Raw genomic sequence first — 21,565 nt, 5'->3', positions numbered from 1 at the left:
CGCCTCCCCAAAGGCTGCCGTCTTCCTAAGGTTTTTGGCACATGCACCAGTATCAGGACCTGCTCGAGCGGATTCTTTCAGACGGCGCTGAGAAGACCGACCGGACCGGTACCGGTACGCTGTCGGTGTTCGGCCATCAGATGCGCTTCAATCTGTCCGCCGGCTTCCCGATGCTGACCACCAAGCGGCTGCCGCTGAAGGCGATCGTGCATGAGCTGCTCTGGTTCCTGAAGGGCGACACCAACATCAAATATCTGCGGGACAACGGCGTCACCATCTGGGACGAGTGGGCCGACACCAATGGCGATCTCGGCCCGGTCTACGGCCATCAATGGCGCTCCTGGCCCACGGCCGACGGACGCAGCATCGATCAGATCGCCAATGTCATCGACATGATCAAGCGCACCCCGGATTCGCGCCGGCTGATCGTCACCGCCTGGAATCCGGCCGACGTCGAGAAGATGGCGCTGCCGCCCTGCCACCTGCTGTTCCAGTTCTATGTCGCCAACGGCAAATTGTCGTGCCAGCTCTATCAGCGCTCGGCTGACGTGTTCCTCGGTGTGCCCTTCAACATCGCATCCTATGCGCTGCTCACCCTGATGGTCGCGCAGGTCACGGGCCTGAAGCCCGGCGACTTCGTGCATTCGCTCGGCGACACTCACCTCTACTCCAACCATCTGGAGCAGGCGCGGCTCCAGCTCACGCGGGCGCCGCGGGCGCTGCCGGTGATGCGGATCAACCCTGATGTGAAGGACATCTTCTCCTTCCGCTTTGAGGATTTCGAGCTCGTCGGCTACGACCCGCATCCGCACATCAAGGCGGAAGTCGCGGTCTAGATGTCGCTCAACATCCGCCGCGTGCGTCCGGGCGAAGCCGGGCTGGTTCTCTCTTTCATCCGCGAGCTTGCCGAGTACGAAAAGCTTTCGCACGAGGTCGAGGCGTCCGAGGCGATGATTGCGGACGCGCTGTTCGGCGAGCGACCGCAACTCCATTGCGCGATCGCGGAGTGGAACGGCGAGCCGGTCGGTTTCGCGGTGTGGTTTCTCAATTTCTCCACCTTTAGCGGCCGCCACGGCATCTATCTCGAAGATCTCTATGTGCGGCCGTCGCATCGGGGCAGGGGCCTCGGCAAGGCGCTGCTGGTCTATCTTGCCAGGGAATGCGTCGACAACGGCTGGTCGCGCCTGCAATGGGCGGTGCTCGACTGGAACGCGCCCTCGATCGCGTTCTACAAATCGCTCGGCGCCGTCATGATGGACGACTGGACGCTGTGCCGCGTCACCGGCCCTGCGCTGACGCGGCTTGCCGGGAGCTCTGCCTGATGGAGATCGTCTTCGTCGTCGCGATCGCGGAGAATGGCGTCATCGGCGCGGGCAATGCGATGCCGTGGCGATTGAAGTCCGACATGGCGCGCTTCAAGGCGCTGACCATCGGCAAGCCCGTGGTCATGGGCCGCAAGACCTTCGAATCCCTGCCCCGGCCGCTGCCGAACCGCACCAACATCGTGATCACGCGCGATCCGGCTTATCGCGCCAACGGTGCCGTCGTCACGACGTCGTCTGCGGATGCGGGCGCGGTTGCACGCGGCGATGCCCTGCGGCGTTCGGTCGCCGAGATCGCGGTGATCGGCGGCGCCGAGATCTTTCGGCAATGGCTCGATCGCGCCGATCGCCTCGAAATCACCGAGGTGCACGCGCGCCCGGAAGGCGACACCCATTTCGACATCGACAAGGCGGAGTGGGACGTGGTTGAGCGCATCCGTCATCCCGCCGGACCCGACGACAGCGCCGACTTCTCCTATGTGACATATCGTCGGCGGCCCCGCCATTAACCGCTTTCGCCAATGTTTACATTGACTTTTTCGTGCCCGAGCATAGCTCGAAAGACGGCCCGGGCTGCGTTGTAAGGGACTTGCCTGTCCCCTATAAAGCCGGACCGGACAATGCGGGCGGGGGCAAATCCACCCTGCCGAGGAGAGCGTCGAATGCCGTGGAAGAATCAGGGCGGTGGCCCATGGGGCTCGGGTCCGAAGGGACCATGGGGCAACGGCCCGCAACCGGTCGGGCCGAGGCCGCCGGATCTGGAAGACCTTCTGCGGCGCGGCCAGGACCGCCTTCAGCAGATCATGCCGGGCGGCTATTTCTCCGGCATCGGCATCACGCTGATCGTCCTGCTCATCGTCGCATTCTGGCTGCTGTCGGGCTTCTTCCGGGTGCAGTCCGAGGAGCTCGGCGTCGTGCTGCGCTTCGGCAAGCATGTCCGCACCGTGCAGCCGGGCCTGAACTATCATCTGCCCTATCCGATCGAGACCGTGCTGCTGCCGAAGGCGCTTCGCGTCTCCACCATCTCCATCGGCATGACGCTGATCGAGGATCCGGCGCGGCGCGGCCGCTCCATTCGTGACGTGCCGGAAGAGAGCCTGATGCTGACCGGCGACGAGAACATCGTCGACGTCGATTTCACCGTGCTCTGGCGCATCAAGCCGGACGGTGTCGGCGACTTCCTCTTCAACATCCAGAATCCCGAAGGCACCGTGAAGGCGGTCGCCGAGAGCGCGATGCGCGAGGTGATCGGCCGCTCGCAGATCCAGCCGATCCTGACCGGCGCGCGGACACAGACGGAATCCACCGTGCAGGACTTGATGCAGAAAGCGCTGGACAGCTACGGCGCGGGCATTCTCATCAGCCAAGTACAGATGCAGAAAGTCGATCCGCCGGCACAGGTGATCGACGCTTTCCGCGACGTTCAGGCGGCGCAAGCCGATCTGGTGCGCGTGCAGAACGAAGCGGAGACCTATGCCAATCAGGTGGTGCCGCAGGCGCGTGGACGCGCGGCGCAGATCCTTCAGGCCGCCGAGGGCTACAAGGAACAGGCGGTCGCCGAGGCCAAGGGCCAGAGCGCGCGCTTCCTGAAAGTCTATGATGAGTACAGGAAGGCGCCCGACGTGACGCGTGAACGGATCTATCTGGAGACGATGGAGCGCGTGCTCGGCGGTGCCGACAAGCTCGTCTATGACGGCGGCCCCTCGGGCCAGGGCGTCGTGCCCTATCTGCCGCTCAATGAGCTGACGACCAAGCGGCCGCCGGCCGCCGGTCAGCAGTCGAGCGGAGGCAACCGATGAGGTCTCCGGTTACAGGCATCGTCGCGCTGCTCGGGCTCCTGCTCGTTCTGATCGTGGCCTATATGTCGTTGTTCTCGGTGCAGCAGACCGAGCAGACCATCGTGCTGAGGTTCGGCGAACCCGTCGACGTCGTCACAGATCCCGGCCTGCACTTCAAGGCGCCGTGGAACTCCGTGATCAACATCGACAAGCGGATCCTCGATCTCGAGAACCCGTCTCAGGAAGTCATCGCCTTCGATCGGCGTCGTCTCGTCGTCGACGCCTTTGCGCGCTATCGCATCAAGAACGCGCTACGCTTCTATCAGAGCGTCGGCTCGATCCAGGCCGCCAACATCCAGCTCACCACGCTGCTCAACGCTGCGCTCCGCCGCGTGCTCGGCGAGGTCAATTTCATCAATGTCGTGCGTGACGAGCGCGAGAAGCTGATGCTGCGCATCCGCGAGCAACTCGATCGCGAGGCGGATGGCTACGGCATCCAGGTCGTCGACGTTCGAATTCGCCGCGCCGACTTGCCCGACCAGAACAGCCAGGCGGTCTACGACCGGATGAAGACGGAGCGCCAGCGCGAGGCGGCCGAGTTCCGCGCACAGGGCGGCCAGAAGGCGCAGGAGATCCGCTCCAAGGCCGACCGCGAGGCGACGGTGATCGAGGCCGAAGCCAGGTCGCAGGCCGAGCAGACGCGCGGCATCGGCGACGCCGAGCGCAACCGCCTGTTCGCGGAGGCCTATGGCAAGGATGCCGACTTCTTCACTTTCTACCGGTCGATGACGGCGTACGAGAATGGGTTGAAGTCGAGCGACACCCGCTTCCTGTTGCGGCCGGACTCGGATTTCTTCCGGTATTTCGGTAACGCGTCCGGCAAGACGGCGGCGCCGGCGAAGCCGTAAGCTAGACAGGGGCGGCGGATCCAGCCGCCCCTCGTCCAGACAAGAACAGTACAACGGGAGGTTCCAATCCGATGAGGTCCATTGCGTTCGCCGACTTCCTCATCGGCCTAGGCATCCTGTTCGTGCTGGAAGGCCTGATGTTCGCGGCAAGTCCAAACTGGATGCGCAAGGCCATGAAGAGCGCTATCGCCACGCCGGACAATATCCTGCGGGTGGTCGGGATCGGCTCGGCCGTGGCCGGCCTGATCCTGATCTGGGTGATGCGGCGCCCGGTTTAAGCCTCGCGCCAACGCCAAAGTGAAGGCGAGAGGCGGGTTTTCGCCGTATTGTCGGGGTCTTGAGACCCGTCAAGGTCCGCGCTTGCGCCGTCGCCCCGTTCGAGCGCAGTCTTGGAGTTGAAGCCTTGGAGTTGAAGCCCTGGGCTCGAATCCTTGGAGTTGAAGCCTTGGAGTCGAGTCCCTGGCGCCGAATCCCTATTCTCTGGAGATCACAATGACCGCTGCCACCATTGCCCCGACCCGCTTGCGCTTAGGGCTGGCCGCGCTCGCCGTCAGTGCATTCAGCGCGTTCGGCACTCCGGCCTATGCCCGCGGCCCGGACGGCATCGCCGACGTCGCCGAGAAGGTGATCGACGCGGTCGTCAACATCTCGACCTCGCAGACGGTCGAAGCCAAGGGCGGCGGCAGCAACTCCATGCCGCAACTACCGCCCGGCTCGCCGTTCGAGGAGTTCTTCGACGACTTCTTCAAGAACCGCAGGGGTCCCGGCGGGGGCAGCAAGGGCGGCGACAACGGTCCGCCGAAAAAGACCAATTCGCTCGGAAGCGGCTTCATCATCGATACGTCAGGCGTCGTCGTCACCAACAACCACGTCATCGCGGACGCCGACGAGATCAACGTGATCCTCAATGACGGTACCAAGATCAAGGCCGAGCTGGTCGGTGTCGACAAGAAGACCGACCTTGCCGTGCTGAAGTTCAAGCCGACCAAGCCGCTGGTCGCGGTGAAGTTCGGCGACTCCGACAAGCTACGCCTCGGCGACTGGGTGGTCGCGATCGGCAACCCGTTCAGCCTGGGCGGCACGGTGACCGCCGGCATCGTCTCGGCCAAGAACCGTGACATCTCGTCGGGGCCGTATGACAGCTACATCCAGACCGACGCCTCCATCAACCGCGGCAATTCCGGCGGCCCGCTGTTCAATCTCGATGGCGACGTGATCGGCGTCAACACGCTGATCATCTCGCCCTCCGGCGGCTCGATCGGCATCGGCTTCGCCGTGCCGTCGAAGACGGTCGTCGCCGTGGTCGACCAGCTCCGCCAGTTCGGCGAGCTGCGCCGCGGCTGGCTGGGCGTGCGCATCCAGAGCGTCACCGACGAGATCGCCGAGAGCCTCAACATCAAGCCCGCACGCGGCGCGCTGGTCGCCGGCGTCGACGACAAGGGCCCGGCGAAACCCGCCGGCATCGAGCCCGGTGACGTCGTCGTCAAGTTCGACGGCAAGGACGTCAAGGACCCGAAGGACCTGTCCCGCGTCGTCGCCGACACGGCGGTCGGCAAGGAGGTCGACGTCGTCATCATCCGCAAGGGCAAGGAAGAGACCAAGAAGGTCACGCTCGGCCGTCTCCAGGATCCCGACAAGGTGCAGGCCGCGGTGAAGACCGACGAGCCCGCGCCGGAGAAGCTGGTGACGCAGAAGGCGCTCGGCCTCGATCTCGCAGCGCTGAGCAAGGATCTGCGCGCGCGCTACAAGATCAAGGAGAGCGTCAAGGGTGTGGTCGTCACCAATGTCGACGCCAATTCGGACGCTGCCGAGAAGCGCCTCTCCGCTGGCGACGTCATCGTCGAGGTGGCGCAGGAAGCCGTCTCCAGCGGTGCCGAGATCCAGAAGCGGGTCGACCAGCTCAAGAAGGACGGCAAGAAGTCCGTGCTGCTGCTGGTCTCGAATGCTGATGGCGAGCTGCGCTTCGTGGCGCTGAGCGTGCAGTAGTCGCGGTACGATCTCGTAGGGTGGGCAAAGCGCAAGCGTGCCTTTGCCTACCCTACGGCCGCTGCGCGCACCGCAAGTGAGGCTACGCCTCCACGAACTCGTCGCGCCGATACCCCTGCGCATAAAGCAGCGCGGTGAGATCGCCGTGATCGATCCGTGCCGCCGCCGCAGCGGCGACCGCCGGCTTGGCGTGATACGCAACGCCGAGCCCCGCCGCCTGGATCATCGCGAGATCATTGGCGCCGTCGCCGACCACGACGGAGTCGATGTCGTCGAGATCGAACGATTCCATCAAATCCACCAGTGTCGCGAGCTTTGCCGCGCGACCCAAAATCGGCTCCTTCACCTCGCCGGTGAACTTGCCCTCGCGCACGACGAGCTCGTTGGCGCGGTTCTCCTGGAAGCCGATTTTTGCGGCCACCGCGCGCGTGAACAGGGTGAAGCCGCCGGAGACGAGGCAGGTATAGGCGCCGTGGGCGCGCATGGTCGCGACCAGCTCACGTCCGCCCGGGGTCAGCGTGATGCGCTTGGCCAGCACCTCGTCGACGACGCCGGCGGGAAGGTCCTTCAGAAGCGCGACGCGCTCGCGCAGCGCCGGCTCGAACTCGATCTCGCCGCGCATCGCGCGTTCGGTGATGGCGGCCACATGGGCCTTCATCCCGACGAGATCGGCGAGCTCGTCGATGCATTCCTGGCCAATCATGGTGGAATCCATGTCGGCGAGAAAAAGCTTCTTGCGCCGGAAGCCGACTGGCTGCACCACGATGTCGATCGGCAGGTCGCCGCGGAGCTCGCGGAGCCGCTGCTCGATGGCGTGACGGTCGCCTTCGAGGTTATCCTGCGCGCCGAAGGGGATGTCGACTGCAACCCCGTCGAACAGCCAGTGTGCCGGTTGCGCCTTCGGCAGCACGGCGCGGGCGCCGTCGACGATGGTAGAATCGAGCGCAGGATTATTCGGGTTGCAGATCAGCGTGGCGACGAGGGACATTTGAGGTTTTCGTGAGCGAGGGGCATTCAAGCAAGGCCGTGCTTATCGCAGGCCCGACCGCCAGCGGCAAGTCGGCGCTGGCGCTGGAGCTTGCTCTCAGCGCGGGCGGAATCGTCATCAATGCCGATTCCATGCAGGTCTACCGCGACCTCCGCATCATCACGGCGCGCCCCACCCATGGCGAGGAAGCGCGCGTTCCCCATCGTCTCTATGGCCACGTCGATGCGGCCGTGAATTTCTCGGCCGGCGCCTGGGTGAGTGATGCGGCCAAGGCTCTCGAAGAGGCGAAGGCCGAAGGACGCCTGCCGATCTTCATCGGCGGCACCGGGCTCTATTTCAAGGCCCTGACGGCCGGTCTCTCTGTGGTGCCGCCGATCCCCGCCGATGTTCGTGACGATGTGAGAGCGCGGCTGGAGCGCAACGGCGTCGAGGCGCTGCACGCGGAACTCGCGCGGCGCGATCCGCGCGCCGCCGAGCGATTGAACCTGCGCGACCGCACCCGGATCGCGCGCGCGCTCGAAGTGGTCGAAGCGACCGGCCGTTCGCTGCTCGATTGGCACCACGAGGGCCAACCGCCGCTATTGCCGAAGGACAGTTTTCGCGCAGTGTTTCTCGCGCCCGAGCGCGACGAGCTCTATGCCCGGATCGATGCCCGCTTCGATGCCATGCTGGGCGCCGGTGCGCTGAAGGAGATCGAACGGCTCGCCGCCCGCCAACTCGATCCGCTGCTGCCGGCGATGAAGGCCCATGGCGTGCCGGCGCTGATCCGGCATCTGCGCGGCGAGCTCAGCCTGGAGGAAGCCGCCACGATCGGCCGGGCCGATACCCGCCACTACGCCAAGCGCCAGTTCACCTGGTTCCGACACCAATTGCCACAATTCGAGTGGGTGAAGCCGGAGGAGGCGAGGGGATGGCTCGCCGCCATCGTGAACGCGGCACGGGGTCCCGACTGACGCTTTTGTGCCCCGGTTCCCGAATTTACCTCTCGCCGAACCCCGGGAACACCGCTACACTGCCAAAATCGCGCGGGATCGGCCGCATTGCCTTGACATCCGGGCTTTGGCCGCTATGTTTCGCGCAACCTTTGGGAAGCCGGGCACCTGCCATGCGTAACATTATTACCAAACTCCTTATCGCCGTCGTACCCAGGCACACCGCCGGGGGTGGCTAGCTGCCATCCACATGACAGGCGGTGTGCATGGGCCCTCTTCGGGGCCTTTTTTATTTGCCGATCCCGACACGAACGAAGCCGCTGACAACAGCGCATCCGGAGCAAGCCAATGAGCGACAAGAGCCACGATCCGAACCAGATGACCGGCGCCGCGATGATCGTTCGCGCGCTCATCGATCATGGCGTGACCGACATTTTCGGCTATCCCGGCGGCGCCGTGCTTCCGATCTATGACGAGATCTTCCAGCAGAGCGAGGTCCAGCACATTCTGGTCCGCCACGAGCAGGGCGCGGGCCATGCCGCCGAGGGTTATGCCCGATCGACCGGCAAGCCGGGCGTGGCGCTGGTGACCTCCGGCCCCGGCGCCACCAACATGGTGACGCCGCTGACCGACGCGCTGATGGACTCGATCCCGCTGGTCTGCATCTCCGGCCAGGTGCCGACGCATCTGATCGGCAACGACGCGTTCCAGGAATGCGACACGGTCGGCATCACGCGCCCCTGCACCAAGCACAACTGGCTGGTGCGCGACGTCAACGATCTCGCCAAAGTGCTGCACGAGGCGTTTTACGTTGCGACCACGGGCCGTCCCGGCCCGGTGCTGGTCGACGTGCCCAAGGACGTCCAGTTCGCCACCGGCACCTATCATCCGCCGCGCAAGTCCGACGTGCACCGCTCCTACGCGCCGCGCGTGAAGGGCGATGCGACGCAGATCCGCAAGGCGGTGTCGCTGCTCGCCAATGCCAAGCGCCCGGTGATCTACAGCGGCGGCGGCGTCATCAATTCCGGCCCCGAGGCGACCAAGCTCTTGCGTGAGCTGGTCGAGGTCACGGGTTTCCCGATCACCTCCACGCTGATGGGCCTGGGTGCATATCCCGCGTCGGGCAAGAACTGGCTCGGCATGCTGGGCATGCACGGCACCTATGAAGCCAACATGACCATGCATGACTGCGACGTCATGCTGTGCGTCGGCGCGCGCTTCGACGACCGCATCACCGGCCGCGTCGATGCGTTCTCGCCGGGCTCGAAGAAGATCCACATCGACATCGACCCGTCCTCGATCAACAAGAACATCCGTGTCGACGTGCCGATCATCGGCGATTGCGGCAACATCCTCGGCGACATCCTCCAGGTGTTCAAGGCGGAGGCGAAGAAGCCCGACGTCAAGGCGTGGTGGCAGCAGATCGCGCAGTGGCGTGCCCGCAATTCGCTCTATTACAAGAAGAGCAACGACGTCATCCTGCCGCAGCACGCGATCCAGGCCCTTTTTGAGGCGACGCGCGGTCGGGACACCTACATCACGACCGAGGTCGGCCAGCACCAGATGTGGGCGGCGCAATTCTTCGGCTTCGAGGAGCCGCACCGCTGGATGACCTCCGGTGGTCTCGGCACGATGGGCTACGGCCTGCCGGCCGCGGTCGGCGTGCAGGTTGCCCATCCCGACAGCCTCGTCATCGACATCGCGGGCGATGCCTCGGTGCAGATGACGATGCAGGAGATGTCGACCGCGGTTCAGTACGAGCTGCCGATCAAGATCTTCATCCTGAACAACCAGTACATGGGCATGGTGCGCCAGTGGCAGCAGCTGCTGCACGGCAATCGTCTGTCGCATTCCTACTCGGAGGCGCTGCCGGACTTCGTCAAGCTCGCTGAAGCCTATGGCGGCGTCGGTCTCCAGGTGCACAAGCCCGCCGATCTCGATGGCGCCATCCAGGAGATGATCTCGGTCAAGCGCCCGGTGCTGTTCGACTGCCGCGTCGCCGCGCTGGAAAACTGCTTCCCGATGATTCCCTCCGGCAAGGCGCATAACGAGATGCTGTTGCCCGAGCAGGCGAATGACGAAGCCACCGCAAAGGCATTTGCCGGCGGCAAGGCGCTGGTGTGAGCGCGATGTCCGCAAACTCCGCTGTCATCGCCCGGCTTGACCGGGCGATCCAGTACGCCGCGGCAGATGTGAGACTCTTGACGCTGGTGATTATTGGATGCCCCGCATTCGCGGGGCATGACAAGAAAGAATAAGGGGACGACAATGAACCAGCCCGCATCCGCCTATTTCATCGAGGAGCGTCACGATCCGAACGAGACGCACACGCTCGCAGTGCTCGTGCAGAACGAGCCGGGCGTGCTCGCGCGCGTCATCGGCCTGTTCTCGGGCCGCGGTTACAACATCGAAAGCCTCACGGTCTCGGAGACCGAGGCCCAGAAGCATCTGTCGCGCATCACCATCGTCACCACGGGCACGCCGATGGTGATCGCGCAGATCAAGCACCAGCTCGACCGCATGATCCCCGTCTATCAGGTCGTCGACATGACCCAGACCAAGCGCTCGATCGAGCGCGAGCTCGCGATGGTGAAGGTGCGCGGGCAGGGCGAGCATCGCGTCGAGGCGCTGCGGCTGGCGGATGCGTTCCGCGCCCGCGTCATCGACGCCACCACCGAGAGTTTTGTGTTCGAGATCACAGGCAATACCGACAAGATCAACCAGTATATCGATCTGATGCGCCCGCTCGGCCTCGTCGAGGTGTCGCGCACCGGCGTTGCCGCGATCGGCCGCGGGCCTGAAGGGATGTGAATCATGCTGGCGCGCGACTGGTATTATAACGAGCGGAACCGGATGGGCATCGAGCCCGCGGTGGCTTCGATCTACGACGCCCATGACGATGCCGATCTGCGGGCGCGCGCCGCGCTGAAAATGCTGGGGGTCCAGCGCGGCTGGCGCATCGCGGATATCGGCTGTGGCAACGGCGTGCTCGCAACCGAAGCCGCGCTGATGGGTGCCGAGGTCGACGCCATCGACATTTCGCCGGCCATGCTGGCGCTGGCCGATATCTACGCCCGCGATCGCAAGGCGCCCGTGCGCACCCAGTCCGCGGGGCTGCTCAGCTTCGCCTACCGGCCGGAATCCTACGATCTGATCGTCAGCGAGTTCACGCTGCACCATCTGCCGGATTTCTGGAAGGCGGTTGCGATGTCGCGGATCTTTCGCGCATTGAAGCCAGGCGCCAGCTTCTATCTGCGCGACATCGTCTATGCATCGATGCCGGACGCGATCGAGCGCGACGTCGAGCAATGGGCCGACTACCAGATCAAGAACCACGATTTTTCGCGCGAAAGCGTGGTCACGCATATGCGCGACGAGTATTCCACCTTCGGCTGGGTGATGGAGCGGATGCTGACCGACGTCGGCTTCACGCTGATCTCGGCCGATTACCACGCCCCCATGCACGGCACTTATCTGCTGCGCAAACCCAAAGCCGGCGAGCAAGGCTAGACCAGAATAACAAACAGGGCTGCGACAAAGCAGAACCGAGAACAACAATGAAGCCGGCCGATATCCTCATCGCCATCCTGGTGGCGATCGTCTGGGGCCTTGCCTTCGTGGCAAGCCGAATCGCGCTCGACGAGCTTTCGCCGGAGCTGATGACGGCGATGCGCTTCGCCATTGCCGCGGTGCCGTGCCTGTTCATTCCCAAGCCGAAGGTCGCCTGGTCGCTGCTGATCGCGATCAGCTTCACGCTGTTCCTCGGCGAGTTCCTGTCCCAGGCCTACGGCATCGCCAACGGCGTGCCGGTGGGGCTGACCAGTGTCGTCGTGCAGAGCCAGGCGCTGTTCACGATCGGCTTTGCGGCGATCGCATTCGGCGAGCGGCCGACGCCGGCGCAGACGCTGGGCATCGTCATCGCCGCGGCGGGCTTGTTGATGATCTGCGGCACCGTCGGCTACGATTTCAGCGTTGGCGCCTTTGCGGTGCTGATGATCGCGCCGGTCAGCTTTGCGGTCGGAAATCTCCTGCTGCGTGGCGCGCGCGGCGTGCCGATGTTCGATCTGTTCGCCTGGCTTTGCCTTACTTCAGCGGTGCCGCTGTTTGCGCTGGCGCTGGTCGCCAATGGTCCGGCACCGACCTGGTCATCGCTGACGCACATCTCGATGACGTCAGCACTGTGCATGTTGATGCTCGGCGGCATCTCCACCAGCATCGCCTATTGGCTGTGGGGCCGGTTGCTGCGTGATTATCCGGCGGCGCAGGTGGTGCCGTTCGCGCTGCTGGTGCCGTTTGTCGGCTCGGCCGCCTCCAGCATCGTGTTCGGCGAGCGGTTCGGGCCGCTGCGCCTCGCTGGCATGCTGACCGTGATCGGCGGTATCGCGGTGATGGTGCTGGCGAAGCGTCCGCAGATCCTGCCGAAGACCGCGTGAGGTGAGCATGTCCCAGTCGCTGCTCTATGCCTTTTTCGCCTTCATGACCGTGATGTATTTCACGCCCGGGCCGAACAACATCATGCTGCTGTCCTCGGGGCTGACTTATGGCTTCCGGCGCACCGTCCCGCACATCGCCGGCGTCGTCATCGGCTTTGCCTTCATGGTCGCAGCGGTCGGCGTCGGGCTCGGCACCGTGTTCCTGGCCTATCCGATCCTTCAGACGATCCTGAAATATGCCGGTGCGGCCTATCTGATCTATCTTGCTGCCGTGATTGCCACGTCCGGCCCGACCAGGCCGGGCGGCGACGGCGGCCGCGGCCCGATGACCTTCTGGGGCGCCGCCATGTTCCAATGGATCAACGCAAAAGGCTGGGTGATCGTGATCGGCACCATCACGGCCTATGCGGCTATCGCCCAATTCCCCTTCAACATCGCGATCCAGACCCTGACCACCCTGCTCATTGGCACGATCTCGACCGTGGTCTGGGCCCTGTTCGGCTCCGCATTGCGGCCGGTCCTGACCTCGGAGCGGCTGGTCCGCGCCTTCAACATCCTGATGGCGATCCTGCTGCTGGCCTCCCTCTACCCCGTCTTCATGGATGCATGATGTCGCGGATTTCCATGCAGAAACGGGTTTCCCAGGGGGCCCAAAATGCTCTAGACAGCCCCCGAAATCCGCAAATTTCACCGTCCGAGACCTGACCAACGGCCGATTCCGGCCCCTGAACGAGGAAACGACCTATGCGTGTTTATTACGATCGCGACGCCGACCTGAACCTGATCAAGGGCAAGAAGGTCGCCATCGTCGGCTATGGCAGCCAGGGCCACGCCCATGCGCTCAACCTCAAGGACTCCGGCGTCAAGGACGTGGCGATTGCGCTGCGCAAGGACTCGGGCTCGGTCAAGAAGGCGGAAGCCGCCGGCTTCAAGGTGATGGAAGTCGCCGAAGCCGCCAAATGGGCCGACCTCGTCATGATGCTGACCCCGGACGAGCTCCAGGGCGACATCTACCGCGAGCACCTGCACGACAACATGAAGAAGGGCGCGGCCCTCGTGTTCGCGCACGGCCTCAACGTGCACTTCAACCTGCTCGATCCGCGCGCCGACCTCGACGTGCTGATGATCGCGCCGAAGGGCCCCGGCCACACCGTGCGCTCCGAGTATCAGCGCGGCGGCGGCGTGCCCTGCCTGATCGCCATCGCCAAGGACGTCTCGGGCAACGCCCATGACCTCGGCCTGTCCTACGCCTCCGCCGTCGGCGGCGGCCGCGCCGGCATCATCGAGACCACCTTCAAGGAAGAGTGCGAGACCGACCTGTTCGGCGAGCAGGTCGTGCTCTGCGGCGGCCTGGTCGAGCTGATCAAGGGCGGCTACGAGACCCTGGTCGAAGCCGGCTACGCCCCGGAGATGGCCTATTTCGAGTGCCTGCACGAAGTGAAGTTGATCGTCGACCTGATCTATGAAGGCGGCATCGCCAACATGAACTACTCGATCTCCAACACCGCCGAGTACGGCGAGTACGTCACCGGGCCGCGCATCGTCACCGCCGAGACCAAGGCCGAGATGAAGCGCGTTCTCGCCGACATCCAGGGCGGCAAGTTCGCCCGCGACTGGATGCTCGAGAACAAGGTCAACCAGACCTCGTTCAAGGCGACCCGCGCCAAGCTCGCCCAGCACCCGATCGAGGAAGTCGGCGCGAAGCTGCGCGACATGATGCCCTGGATCAAGAAGGGCGCGCTGGTCGACAAGAGCAAGAACTAAGCACGGTTGCAACCGAGCTCGGGTTCGCCCGAGTTCGGTTCTTTGATGTCCAAGTCGGCGCCGACCGACTGACGCGAGTGTGGACATCTCGATCCGCATTCGCCAAATTCTGGCTTCGCGACTTTGTCGCGGCGCCGAATGACGTAGCGGGCGCTTTCCTCGACTGAGGATGATCAAGGCGGGGCGCTGCGGACCCCGATTGCGTCAAAATTATCTTGCATTGAAAGTATCATAACACCCGGACCGGCCCGCAGGATTACGGGGAATCGGCAGGTGTTCCGCGGCTCAACCAAATCTTTAGCGCTGCCGGGCGATGGTGAAGCCGTTCGCTCGCAAGAAGACATGCAATGCTGAGAGCTTGGCGAAGGCTGGTCGGGGCGCCGGGATTGTCTGTGACGATCCTGGGCCTGCTGCTTTCGGCAGCCATCGTCGGCCTGTTTCTGGTCGATCTCGGCACCCGCTACCGGGAGGCCATTGCATCTGCCCAAACCGACGCTCTCAACCTCGCGGCCATTTTGGCCGAGCACGCCGCGGTGACGTTCGAAGATATCGATCGCGTCCTGCTCGAGGCCGAGGCGATCCGGAAAGCCTCCTCGTCCGGAAAATACGCCGCGCCCGGTGACGCCAATGCTGCGTTGCGCCAGCTCGTGAAGAGCTCATCCATCCTCGTTGCAGTCGGCTGGACCGATGCGTCCGGGAACGTCGTGGCTCATTCCTATGATCATGTGCCGCCGCGCAGCAACATCTCGGATATGTCCCACTTTCTCGTTCATCGCGGCGATGCGAGGCGTGGTCTGTTTGTTGCGCCGCCCTATCGCTCGGCAGTCGGTGACAAATGGTTCAGCGCCGCGTCCCGTCGGCTTGATGATCCTGACGGCAGCTTTGCAGGAATCGTCACCGCGCCGCTGGATCAATCCTATCTTCTCAAGATCTATCGCAAGATCGATCTCGGCCAAGACGGCTCGGTGGTTCTGCTGCATCGTGACGGCCGGATTCTGGCGCGGGTGCCGGAACAGAAGGGCGTCCTCGGCAAATCTGTCGCGGGAGGCCCCCTCTTCACACAATATTTGCCGGCCGCCGAGTCAGGCTCTTACGAGCTGACCAGTCCGGTTGACGGCATCGCGCGCATCGCTGGCTACAAGGCTGTCGCTGACCTGCCGCTCGTCATGGTGGTGACTTATACCCGCAGTCATGTGCTGGTGCCATGGTATCGGCACCTCTACCTGTTCGGCCCGCTGGCTGCTGCGATCGTCGTCATCATCATGGCCGGCACATTCCTGCTGCGGCGGCAGACGAACGCGCTTTCGGACACAAGTGCCCGGTTCGACGCTGCATTGAGCAACATGCCGGATGGGCTCAGCATGTTCGACGCGGATGCGAGGCTGCTGATCGCCAACAGCCGTTACCGCGAGATGTATGATCTGACGGAGTCGCAGGTCGTACCTGGAACGCCGCTCGGCGACATCGTCGGCTACTACAAGGCTGCGGGAGCCGAACTTGATGCGGAGGAATTCCTCGAGGGCGCAAAGCACCGGGCGCCGCGGATCCTCACGCTTGCCGACGGCCGGATCATCGCGATCCTGCGCACGCCCATGTCCGACGGCGGCTGGGTGGCTACCCATCAGGACATCACCGAGCGGCGGCGGGACGAGAACCTGCTGGCCGAGAATGCCACCGAGCTGAAGCTCATCAATACGCGGTTCGATGTTGCAATCAGCAACATGTCGCAGGGCCTGTGTCTGTTCGATGCGGAGAAGAATCTCGTGATCTCGAACAGCCGCTATCAGCAGATGTACGACCTGCCGGACGAGCTCGTCAGGCCTGGTACACCATTGCAGCAGATATTGCAGTACTATGCGGACCGCGGCGAAGCAGACCAGAACCTGACGGTGAATCAGCACCTTCAGAAGATGCCGAGCCAGCGCCAGCAGGACTATCAACTGAAGAACAGCCGCCAGATCCTGATCCAGCGCAAGCCGCTGCCGGATGGCGGCTGGGTCGCGACGCATGAAGACGTCACCGAGCAGAGGCGCGGCGAGCAGATGCTGGCAGAGAAAGCCGCCGAACTGGAGGCCATCAACCTTCGCTTCGATGCCGCCCTCAACAACATGTCCCAGGGGCTTTGCCTGTTCGATGCGGATCAGAGGATCGTGGTCTCGAACGCTCGCTACGGGGAGATCTATCACCTCGGCCGCGATCAGATAAGACCAGGCATCTCGCTAGCACAGATCCTCGAATATCGCCGCGAGCAGGGCACCCATTTCGCCGACGTCGCACCGGACGTCTATCGCAAGCAGAACGTGAAGCAGCTGAGCGAAATCCGCGAGCTCGCGGACGGACGGGTGGTCGCGATCGCGCGGCACATGATGCCCGGCGACGGCTGGCTCACGACCCACGAGGACATTACGGACCGCGCGAGAAATGAGAAGCGGATCGCGTTCCTGGCGCAGCACGACCTGCTCACGGGCCTGGCGAACCGCGCCGTGTTCTCCGAGAAGCTGGACGAGGCGGCGCGGCGGCTCGAGCGGCACGGCTCGACATTCACCGTTCTGATGCTCGACCTCGACAGGTTCAAGGCCGTCAACGATACGCTCGGTCACGCCGCGGGCGACCAGCTTCTTGTTGAAGTGGCGCGGCGATTGCAATCGTCGCTTCGGGATACCGACGTGCTGGCGCGCCTTGGCGGGGACGAATTTGCGATCATCCAGGAGAATGAAAAGAATCAAAGCGAAGGTGCGATTGGCCTGGCGCTGAGGATCATCGGCCTGATCGAGCAACCCTTCGACCTCAGTGGCAATCGGGTCAGCGTCGGGACCAGTATCGGAATTGCCCTCGCGCCGGAGCATGGCTCGGATGCCGAAACCCTGCTCAGGAAGGCCGACATCGCGCTCTACGCGACAAAGTCGGCCGGCCGGAACGACTACCGTGTCTTCCAGACCGACATGACCGAATCCGCCGATACCAAGAAGTCGATGGAGGTCGAACTGCGGGAGGCGATGGCCCGTGACGAATTCGAGTTGCACTATCAACCGGTGGTCGATGCAAGGGCCCGCGCGGTGAGCGGGATGGAAGCTTTCGTGCGCTGGCATCATCCGTCAAAGGGTGTGCTGCTGCCCGGACAGTTCCTGGGAGCGGCCGAGTCGGCGGGACTGTTGTTGCCTCTTGGAGAATGGATCCTGCAGCAGGCGTGTCTGGACGCTGCCGCTTGGCCGGCGCATGTCAGGATCGCCGTCAACGTCAGCGCCGCCCAGTTGCACAGGGGGGACTTTTTCGATGTGGTGCTATGTGCCTTGGTCGAGAGCGGCCTCTCGCCCGAACGGCTCGAGCTCGAGGTTAATTCCGGCGCGGTGCTCGACGGGAATCCAGCGGCACAGCTGCTCACGATGCGGCAGTTGAAGAATCTGGGCGTCTCGATCGTGCTCGACGATTGCGGAATGGGGTATTCGGCGGCCAGTTTTCTCCAGGGGTTCCCGTTCGACAAGATCAAGATTGATCGGGCGATCGTGCAGGGATGCACGGCCCGAAGGGATTGCGCTGCCGCGGTTGCCTCGGCGATCGCCCTCGCCAATGGTCTCGACATCGCAACGGTCGCGAAGGGGGTCGAAAGCCGGCAGCAGTTCGAAAGCCTGGTCGCGACAGGCGTGGATTTCGTTCAGGGCTATCTTTTCGGACGTCCCGTACCCTGCTCCGACGTCGATTTTGAGATGACGATTCCGGCGGAGCAGCATGTCGCCTGAGCAGGCGGCGCAGAAGCATTCGGGAGGATGGCAAAGGGCATGCAGGACAGTCTGATCGATCAGCTCGAAGGCGCTCTGGCAAGCAAAGAGCTGTCCAAGCGCGCCGAAGTCCTGCGACACGTCACCGACCTCTTCGTGTTCGGTTCGGGCAAGTTCACAGGCAAGCAGATCGACTTGTTCGACGAGGTCATGAGCAAGCTCGTCGAGACGATCGAGCTCTCCGCTCGCGTCGCCTTCGGAAGCAGGCTGGCCACGCTGCCTGATGCCCCCAGCAGGACGATCCGTCTGCTGGCGTTCGACGACGCCATCGACGTCGCCGCCGCCGTCCTGGAGCACTCACCGCGCCTCGACGAGGCGGCCTTGACGGAAAACGCGCGGACCAAAAGCCAGGATCACCTGCTGGCGATCGCAGGACGCAGTCAGTTGAGCGAGCCTGTGACCGACGTCCTGCTCGAACGCGGCAACAACGAGGTCGCCGCGAGGACCGCCGGCAACCGCGGCGCAAGATTCTCGACCCAGGGAATGTCCACTCTTGTCAGGAGGGCGCGAGACAACAGCGCGCTCGCCATGTGCATCTGGTCTCGTCCGGATATCCCGCGCGAGACCGTCCTGAAATTGTTCGGCCAGGCCTCGGAGTTGGTAAGGCGCAAGCTCGAGGCGGCCGATCCTCGCCGGGCCGCGCAGATCCGTGGCGCAGTCTTGCAAGCCTCCGACGAACTTCAGACGACGGCGCGCACCGGGTCCGGCGAATATGCCCAGGCGTTGGCCGAAGTTCGTGCGATCAATTCACGGGGAATGCTCGACGAGGCGTGCTTGCTGAGGTTCGTCGAGGAACGGTCCTTCGATAAAACCGCGGTCACGCTGTCGCTGAGGTGTGATCTCCCCATCGGGGTGATCGAGCGTGCGCTGGCCCAACGCGAGCCTGAACTGCTCCTCATCCTCGCCCGAGCCATCGGGCTGTCCTGGGAAACTACCAAGGCGATGCTGAGATTTCAGGGCGGTCCTAATGACATCACGCGCGAGCGTTCGGATACGTGCTTTGCAAGCTTCATGCGGCTGAAGCCGAGCACCGCGATGGCCGCGCTTCAGTTCTACCGCCTTCGCGAGCGGTCGAAGCAAGACCCCTGCTAGAGCATGATCCGGAAAAGTGCGAAGCGGTTTTCCGAAAAGATCATGCTCAAACAACAGCCTAAAGCGCGATGACGATTCATCGTAATCTCATCGCGCTTTAGGTCAGCGGAAGCACTGGCGGGCATTGCGCACCGGCGCGCTTCTCCTCCATGATCGCGGAAACCTTAAGGGGAGGGGATCATGCGATCTGTCGTCGTCACCGGTGCGTCCACCGGCATCGGCTGGGCCATTGCGAAATTTTTGATAGGGCGCGGCTATCGCGTGTTCGGCAGCGTCCGCAAGCAAACCGACGCCGACCGGCTCAAGAGTGAGTTCGGCGTCAATTTCGTGCCGCTTCTTTTTGATGTGACGGACGAGGCCGCGGTCCGCGCTGCCGCGCGAGATGTCCGCGAAGCGCTGGGCGGCGAGACGCTCGCCGGTCTCGTCAACAATGCCGGCATCGCGGTCGCCGGGCCCGTGCTCGAATTGTCGGCTGACGATTTCCGCCGCCAGATGGACATCAACGTGATCGGCCCTGTCATCGCGACGCAGGCCTTCGGGCCGCTGCTCGGTGCCGATCCGTCGCTGAAGGGGCCGAAGGGCCGGATCGTGATGATCAGCTCGGTCGCGGGCAGGAACGGCAATCCGCTGTCGGCGCCTTATTGCACCTCCAAGCATGCCATCGAAGGACTGTCGGAGAGCCTGCGGCGCGAATTGATGCTGTTCGGCATCGACGTCATCATCGTCGCCCCCGGCGCGGTGAAGACGCCGATCTGGAGCAAGGCCGAGCAGATCGATCTCGCGGTCTACCAGAACTCGCCCTATCTGCCGGCGCTCAACAAGGTCATGGCGTTCATGATGGATCTCGCCGCGAAGGGCCTGCCGGCCGAGCGGATCGCCGAGATCGTGTTCGAGGCGCTGACGGCGGCAAGCCCCAGGGTGCGTTACCAGATCACGCCGGATCCGCTGCGCCATCTGATCGGTGCCCTGCTGCCGAAACGGACGCTCGACCGCATCATCGCCAAGCGGCTCGGATTCCTGCCGCAGGGCTGATCGACGTTCAGCGTGCTTCGACCGTCCGTTGGTGGGGGCGGGCGGCCATCGCGATCAGTCGCAGCGCCATCACGGCGAGCAGCGGAATGAGGAAGGCGGCGTAGAGCGGCATCGCCGGCACGCGCTTGCCGAACGACACCATGAACTGGAACCAGAGATAATAGCCGCCCGCGAGGTGCAGCGCGCGCCAGGCGCGCGGTCCGATCAGCGTGGCGGTGCGGTCGAACGAGGTCGCGCTCATGGCGATGATGGCGGCGTATCCGATGCCACCGAAGATATAGGAGGCGGCCGAGGTGGCCTCCGCAAAGCCGGCCGGATCCATGTTGGCGAAGACGATGATCGCCACCGCGTGGATGGCGTGGGAGGCCGCAAAGCTCAAGCCGAGATAGCGGCGGTTGCGGCGCAGCCAGCGCGTCCCGGCGTTGGGCCACAGCCGCGCCAGCGCTGCGGCGCTGAAGGCGAGGCAGAACAGCAGCAGCGAGCTGCGTGCCGTGAAGCGGATCACCATTCGCACGCCTTCGACTTCGAACTGCCGCATCGAGGCGATCCACAGGCTGAGCGCGATAAGGCTCAGGGCGAGGGCAGCAAGCAGCCGCCAGCCTTCGAACCAGCTTTGACGTTGCGACATGGCAATCTCCTCCCTTATGTAATCATTGATTACATTTCGTGACGGAGGCCCGGTCAATGGTGTAATCGCTGCTTACATTCACGTTCGGGTGATGCTAGAACGCCTCATGCCTGCCCGACAGCCGTCCAAGCCTCGCCCGCGCCGCCAGACCGCCGAAGCCCGGCCCTATCACCACGGCGATCTCCGCCGGGTGCTGATTGATGCTGCGCTGCAACTGGCTGCTGAGGGGGCCGAAGTCTCGGTGCGTGAGGCCGCGCGCCGCGCCGCCGTGTCGCCGGGGGCACCGTTCCGTCACTTTCCCAACCGCGATGCCCTGATGGCGGCGGCGGCCGCGGAGGCGCAGCGGCGCTTTCGAGCCGAGATCGAGGTGGCGCTGGGCCAGGCGCCGGCCAGCGATCCGCTCGGCCGCTTCCGCGCCTTCGGCCTCGCCTATCTGCGCTGGGCGATGCGCAATCCCGCGCATTTCGAGATCATCTCCACGGGACGCTATTTCGTCCATGGCAGCTCCGCGGAACTGACGCGCGACAATGCCGAGTTGATCGCTCTGTCGGAACAGATGCTGGCCGACGCGGCGGCGCAGGACCTGCTCCGGTCGGCCGACCTCAAGCGCGTCCAGATCGCCGGCCGGGCGCTGGTCTACGGCTTCGCCCGGATGAATCTCGACGGTCATTTTCCGCGCTGGGGCGTGGAGGAGGGCGAGATCGACCGGATGGCGGAAGGGGTGATCGACCTCTTCATCGCGGGGATCGCGAAGCCCTAAGGCAGGCGAGCCGCTCCGCCCGCCGCCGCGCGGTCCATCGCCGCCACCGATAATAGGCGAAGGTCGGACCGCGGCGTGCGTTGCCTGTCCTTGACCGTTCCGTTACAGTTTTATGACACGGTGCAGGCTTCCGGCTGCGCCGGACGCCCTAGCCGCCGTCAGGCCG

20 protein-coding genes are annotated in these 21,565 nt (G+C 64.1%); 18 read left to right on the top strand and 2 right to left on the bottom strand.

From position 1 onward, the window contains the following. Positions 1-41: 41 nt before the first annotated feature. The 7 genes from I3J27_RS28060 to I3J27_RS28030 all read left to right on the top strand — a co-directional run bounded on the left by I3J27_RS28060 (position 42) and on the right by I3J27_RS28030 (position 5,994). Entirely contained in the window at positions 42-836 is a 795-nt protein-coding gene (locus I3J27_RS28060; RefSeq protein WP_270162119.1) for a thymidylate synthase, read from the top strand. Then, a complete protein-coding gene (locus I3J27_RS28055) occupies positions 837-1,322 on the top strand; it encodes a GNAT family N-acetyltransferase (protein WP_270162118.1) in 486 nt (161 codons plus the stop codon). Further along, a complete protein-coding gene (locus tag I3J27_RS28050) occupies positions 1,322-1,831 on the top strand; it encodes a dihydrofolate reductase (RefSeq protein ID WP_270162117.1) in 510 nt (169 codons plus the stop codon). The genes I3J27_RS28055 and I3J27_RS28050 overlap by 1 nt, the downstream gene beginning before the upstream one ends. A gap of 153 nt (positions 1,832-1,984) precedes the next feature. After that, positions 1,985-3,121 carry an FtsH protease activity modulator HflK gene (gene hflK, locus I3J27_RS28045; RefSeq protein WP_270162116.1) on the top strand — a complete coding sequence of 379 codons (1,137 nt, stop codon included), beginning with the start codon at positions 1,985-1,987 and terminating at the stop codon, positions 3,119-3,121. Beyond that, on the top strand, positions 3,118-4,008 hold the full coding sequence (gene hflC, locus I3J27_RS28040; protein ID WP_270162115.1) for a protease modulator HflC: 891 nt from the start codon (positions 3,118-3,120) through the stop codon (positions 4,006-4,008). The genes hflK and hflC overlap by 4 nt, the downstream gene beginning before the upstream one ends. 71 nt (positions 4,009-4,079) lie before the next feature. Continuing rightward, on the top strand, positions 4,080-4,286 hold the full coding sequence (locus I3J27_RS28035) for a DUF2065 domain-containing protein (RefSeq protein ID WP_270162114.1): 207 nt from the start codon (positions 4,080-4,082) through the stop codon (positions 4,284-4,286). 214 nt (positions 4,287-4,500) lie between these two features. Beyond that, positions 4,501-5,994 (top strand): Do family serine endopeptidase, encoded by a 1,494-nt coding sequence (locus tag I3J27_RS28030; RefSeq protein WP_270162113.1) that lies wholly within the window; start codon positions 4,501-4,503, stop codon positions 5,992-5,994. Between the two features lie 82 nt (positions 5,995-6,076). On the opposite strand, the gene serB is transcribed toward I3J27_RS28030, so the two are convergent. Continuing rightward, positions 6,077-6,982: a phosphoserine phosphatase SerB gene (serB, locus tag I3J27_RS28025; RefSeq protein WP_270162112.1), complete on the bottom strand. Its 906-nt coding sequence runs from the start codon at positions 6,980-6,982 to the stop codon at positions 6,077-6,079. 11 nt (positions 6,983-6,993) lie between these two features. On the opposite strand from serB, the gene miaA reads away from it, so the two are divergent. From miaA to I3J27_RS27975, 10 genes are all read left to right on the top strand, one after another. Beyond that, entirely contained in the window at positions 6,994-7,935 is a 942-nt protein-coding gene (gene miaA / locus I3J27_RS28020; RefSeq protein WP_270162111.1) for a tRNA (adenosine(37)-N6)-dimethylallyltransferase MiaA, read from the top strand. A gap of 327 nt (positions 7,936-8,262) precedes the next feature. Then, the gene (locus I3J27_RS28015) at positions 8,263-10,038 is read left to right on the top strand and encodes an acetolactate synthase 3 large subunit (RefSeq protein WP_270162110.1); all 1,776 of its coding nucleotides are present in this window, start codon (positions 8,263-8,265) and stop codon (positions 10,036-10,038) included. Positions 10,039-10,182: 144 nt separating this feature from the next. After that, positions 10,183-10,725, top strand: coding sequence for an acetolactate synthase small subunit (gene ilvN, locus I3J27_RS28010; RefSeq protein WP_270162109.1), 543 nt, complete (start codon positions 10,183-10,185; stop codon positions 10,723-10,725). A 3-nt stretch (positions 10,726-10,728) separates the two neighbouring features. Beyond that, positions 10,729-11,424 carry a class I SAM-dependent methyltransferase gene (locus I3J27_RS28005; protein ID WP_270162108.1) on the top strand — a complete coding sequence of 232 codons (696 nt, stop codon included), beginning with the start codon at positions 10,729-10,731 and terminating at the stop codon, positions 11,422-11,424. A 47-nt stretch (positions 11,425-11,471) separates the two neighbouring features. After that, positions 11,472-12,347, top strand: a complete 876-nt coding sequence (locus tag I3J27_RS28000; protein ID WP_270162107.1) for an EamA family transporter — start codon at positions 11,472-11,474, stop codon at positions 12,345-12,347. Between the two features lie 7 nt (positions 12,348-12,354). Continuing rightward, the gene (locus I3J27_RS27995; protein WP_270162106.1) at positions 12,355-12,957 is read left to right on the top strand and encodes a LysE family translocator; all 603 of its coding nucleotides are present in this window, start codon (positions 12,355-12,357) and stop codon (positions 12,955-12,957) included. A 134-nt stretch (positions 12,958-13,091) separates the two neighbouring features. Next, positions 13,092-14,111 (top strand): ketol-acid reductoisomerase, encoded by a 1,020-nt coding sequence (gene ilvC / locus I3J27_RS27990; protein ID WP_028145443.1) that lies wholly within the window; start codon positions 13,092-13,094, stop codon positions 14,109-14,111. Between the two features lie 635 nt (positions 14,112-14,746). Beyond that, positions 14,747-17,848, top strand: a complete 3,102-nt coding sequence (locus tag I3J27_RS27985; protein ID WP_270162105.1) for a bifunctional diguanylate cyclase/phosphodiesterase — start codon at positions 14,747-14,749, stop codon at positions 17,846-17,848. A gap of 39 nt (positions 17,849-17,887) precedes the next feature. Continuing rightward, the gene (locus I3J27_RS27980; RefSeq protein ID WP_270162104.1) at positions 17,888-18,979 is read left to right on the top strand and encodes a DUF2336 domain-containing protein; all 1,092 of its coding nucleotides are present in this window, start codon (positions 17,888-17,890) and stop codon (positions 18,977-18,979) included. Positions 18,980-19,159: 180 nt separating this feature from the next. Further along, a complete protein-coding gene (locus I3J27_RS27975) occupies positions 19,160-20,011 on the top strand; it encodes an SDR family NAD(P)-dependent oxidoreductase (RefSeq protein WP_270162103.1) in 852 nt (283 codons plus the stop codon). Between the two features lie 7 nt (positions 20,012-20,018). On the opposite strand, the gene I3J27_RS27970 is transcribed toward I3J27_RS27975, so the two are convergent. Next, a complete protein-coding gene (locus I3J27_RS27970) occupies positions 20,019-20,639 on the bottom strand; it encodes a ferric reductase-like transmembrane domain-containing protein (protein ID WP_270162102.1) in 621 nt (206 codons plus the stop codon). 106 nt (positions 20,640-20,745) lie between these two features. Between I3J27_RS27970 and I3J27_RS27965 the strand changes: the two genes are divergently transcribed. Then, positions 20,746-21,399, top strand: a complete 654-nt coding sequence (locus tag I3J27_RS27965) for a TetR/AcrR family transcriptional regulator (protein ID WP_270162101.1) — start codon at positions 20,746-20,748, stop codon at positions 21,397-21,399. The last annotated feature ends 166 nt before the right edge of the window (positions 21,400-21,565 follow it).

The sequence above is a fragment of the Bradyrhizobium xenonodulans genome (assembly GCF_027594865.1).
GTDB lineage: Bacteria > Pseudomonadota > Alphaproteobacteria > Rhizobiales > Xanthobacteraceae > Bradyrhizobium > Bradyrhizobium xenonodulans.
Note: the sequence above shows the minus strand (reverse complement) of the source record. Positions and strands in the feature narration are given on the sequence as shown.

Coding starts and splice junctions, on each gene's coding strand:
- I3J27_RS28060 (WP_270162119.1), top strand. CDS start 42: ATGCACCAGTATCAGGACCTGCTCGAGCGGATTCTTTCAGACGGCGCT.
- I3J27_RS28055 (WP_270162118.1), top strand. CDS start 837: ATGTCGCTCAACATCCGCCGCGTGCGTCCGGGCGAAGCCGGGCTGGTT.
- I3J27_RS28050 (WP_270162117.1), top strand. CDS start 1,322: ATGGAGATCGTCTTCGTCGTCGCGATCGCGGAGAATGGCGTCATCGGC.
- hflK (WP_270162116.1), top strand. CDS start 1,985: ATGCCGTGGAAGAATCAGGGCGGTGGCCCATGGGGCTCGGGTCCGAAG.
- hflC (WP_270162115.1), top strand. CDS start 3,118: ATGAGGTCTCCGGTTACAGGCATCGTCGCGCTGCTCGGGCTCCTGCTC.
- I3J27_RS28035 (WP_270162114.1), top strand. CDS start 4,080: ATGAGGTCCATTGCGTTCGCCGACTTCCTCATCGGCCTAGGCATCCTG.
- I3J27_RS28030 (WP_270162113.1), top strand. CDS start 4,501: ATGACCGCTGCCACCATTGCCCCGACCCGCTTGCGCTTAGGGCTGGCC.
- serB (WP_270162112.1), bottom strand. CDS start 6,982: ATGTCCCTCGTCGCCACGCTGATCTGCAACCCGAATAATCCTGCGCTC.
- I3J27_RS28015 (WP_270162110.1), top strand. CDS start 8,263: ATGAGCGACAAGAGCCACGATCCGAACCAGATGACCGGCGCCGCGATG.
- ilvN (WP_270162109.1), top strand. CDS start 10,183: ATGAACCAGCCCGCATCCGCCTATTTCATCGAGGAGCGTCACGATCCG.
- I3J27_RS28005 (WP_270162108.1), top strand. CDS start 10,729: ATGCTGGCGCGCGACTGGTATTATAACGAGCGGAACCGGATGGGCATC.
- I3J27_RS28000 (WP_270162107.1), top strand. CDS start 11,472: ATGAAGCCGGCCGATATCCTCATCGCCATCCTGGTGGCGATCGTCTGG.
- I3J27_RS27995 (WP_270162106.1), top strand. CDS start 12,355: ATGTCCCAGTCGCTGCTCTATGCCTTTTTCGCCTTCATGACCGTGATG.
- ilvC (WP_028145443.1), top strand. CDS start 13,092: ATGCGTGTTTATTACGATCGCGACGCCGACCTGAACCTGATCAAGGGC.
- I3J27_RS27980 (WP_270162104.1), top strand. CDS start 17,888: ATGCAGGACAGTCTGATCGATCAGCTCGAAGGCGCTCTGGCAAGCAAA.
- I3J27_RS27975 (WP_270162103.1), top strand. CDS start 19,160: ATGCGATCTGTCGTCGTCACCGGTGCGTCCACCGGCATCGGCTGGGCC.
- I3J27_RS27970 (WP_270162102.1), bottom strand. CDS start 20,639: ATGTCGCAACGTCAAAGCTGGTTCGAAGGCTGGCGGCTGCTTGCTGCC.
- I3J27_RS27965 (WP_270162101.1), top strand. CDS start 20,746: ATGCCTGCCCGACAGCCGTCCAAGCCTCGCCCGCGCCGCCAGACCGCC.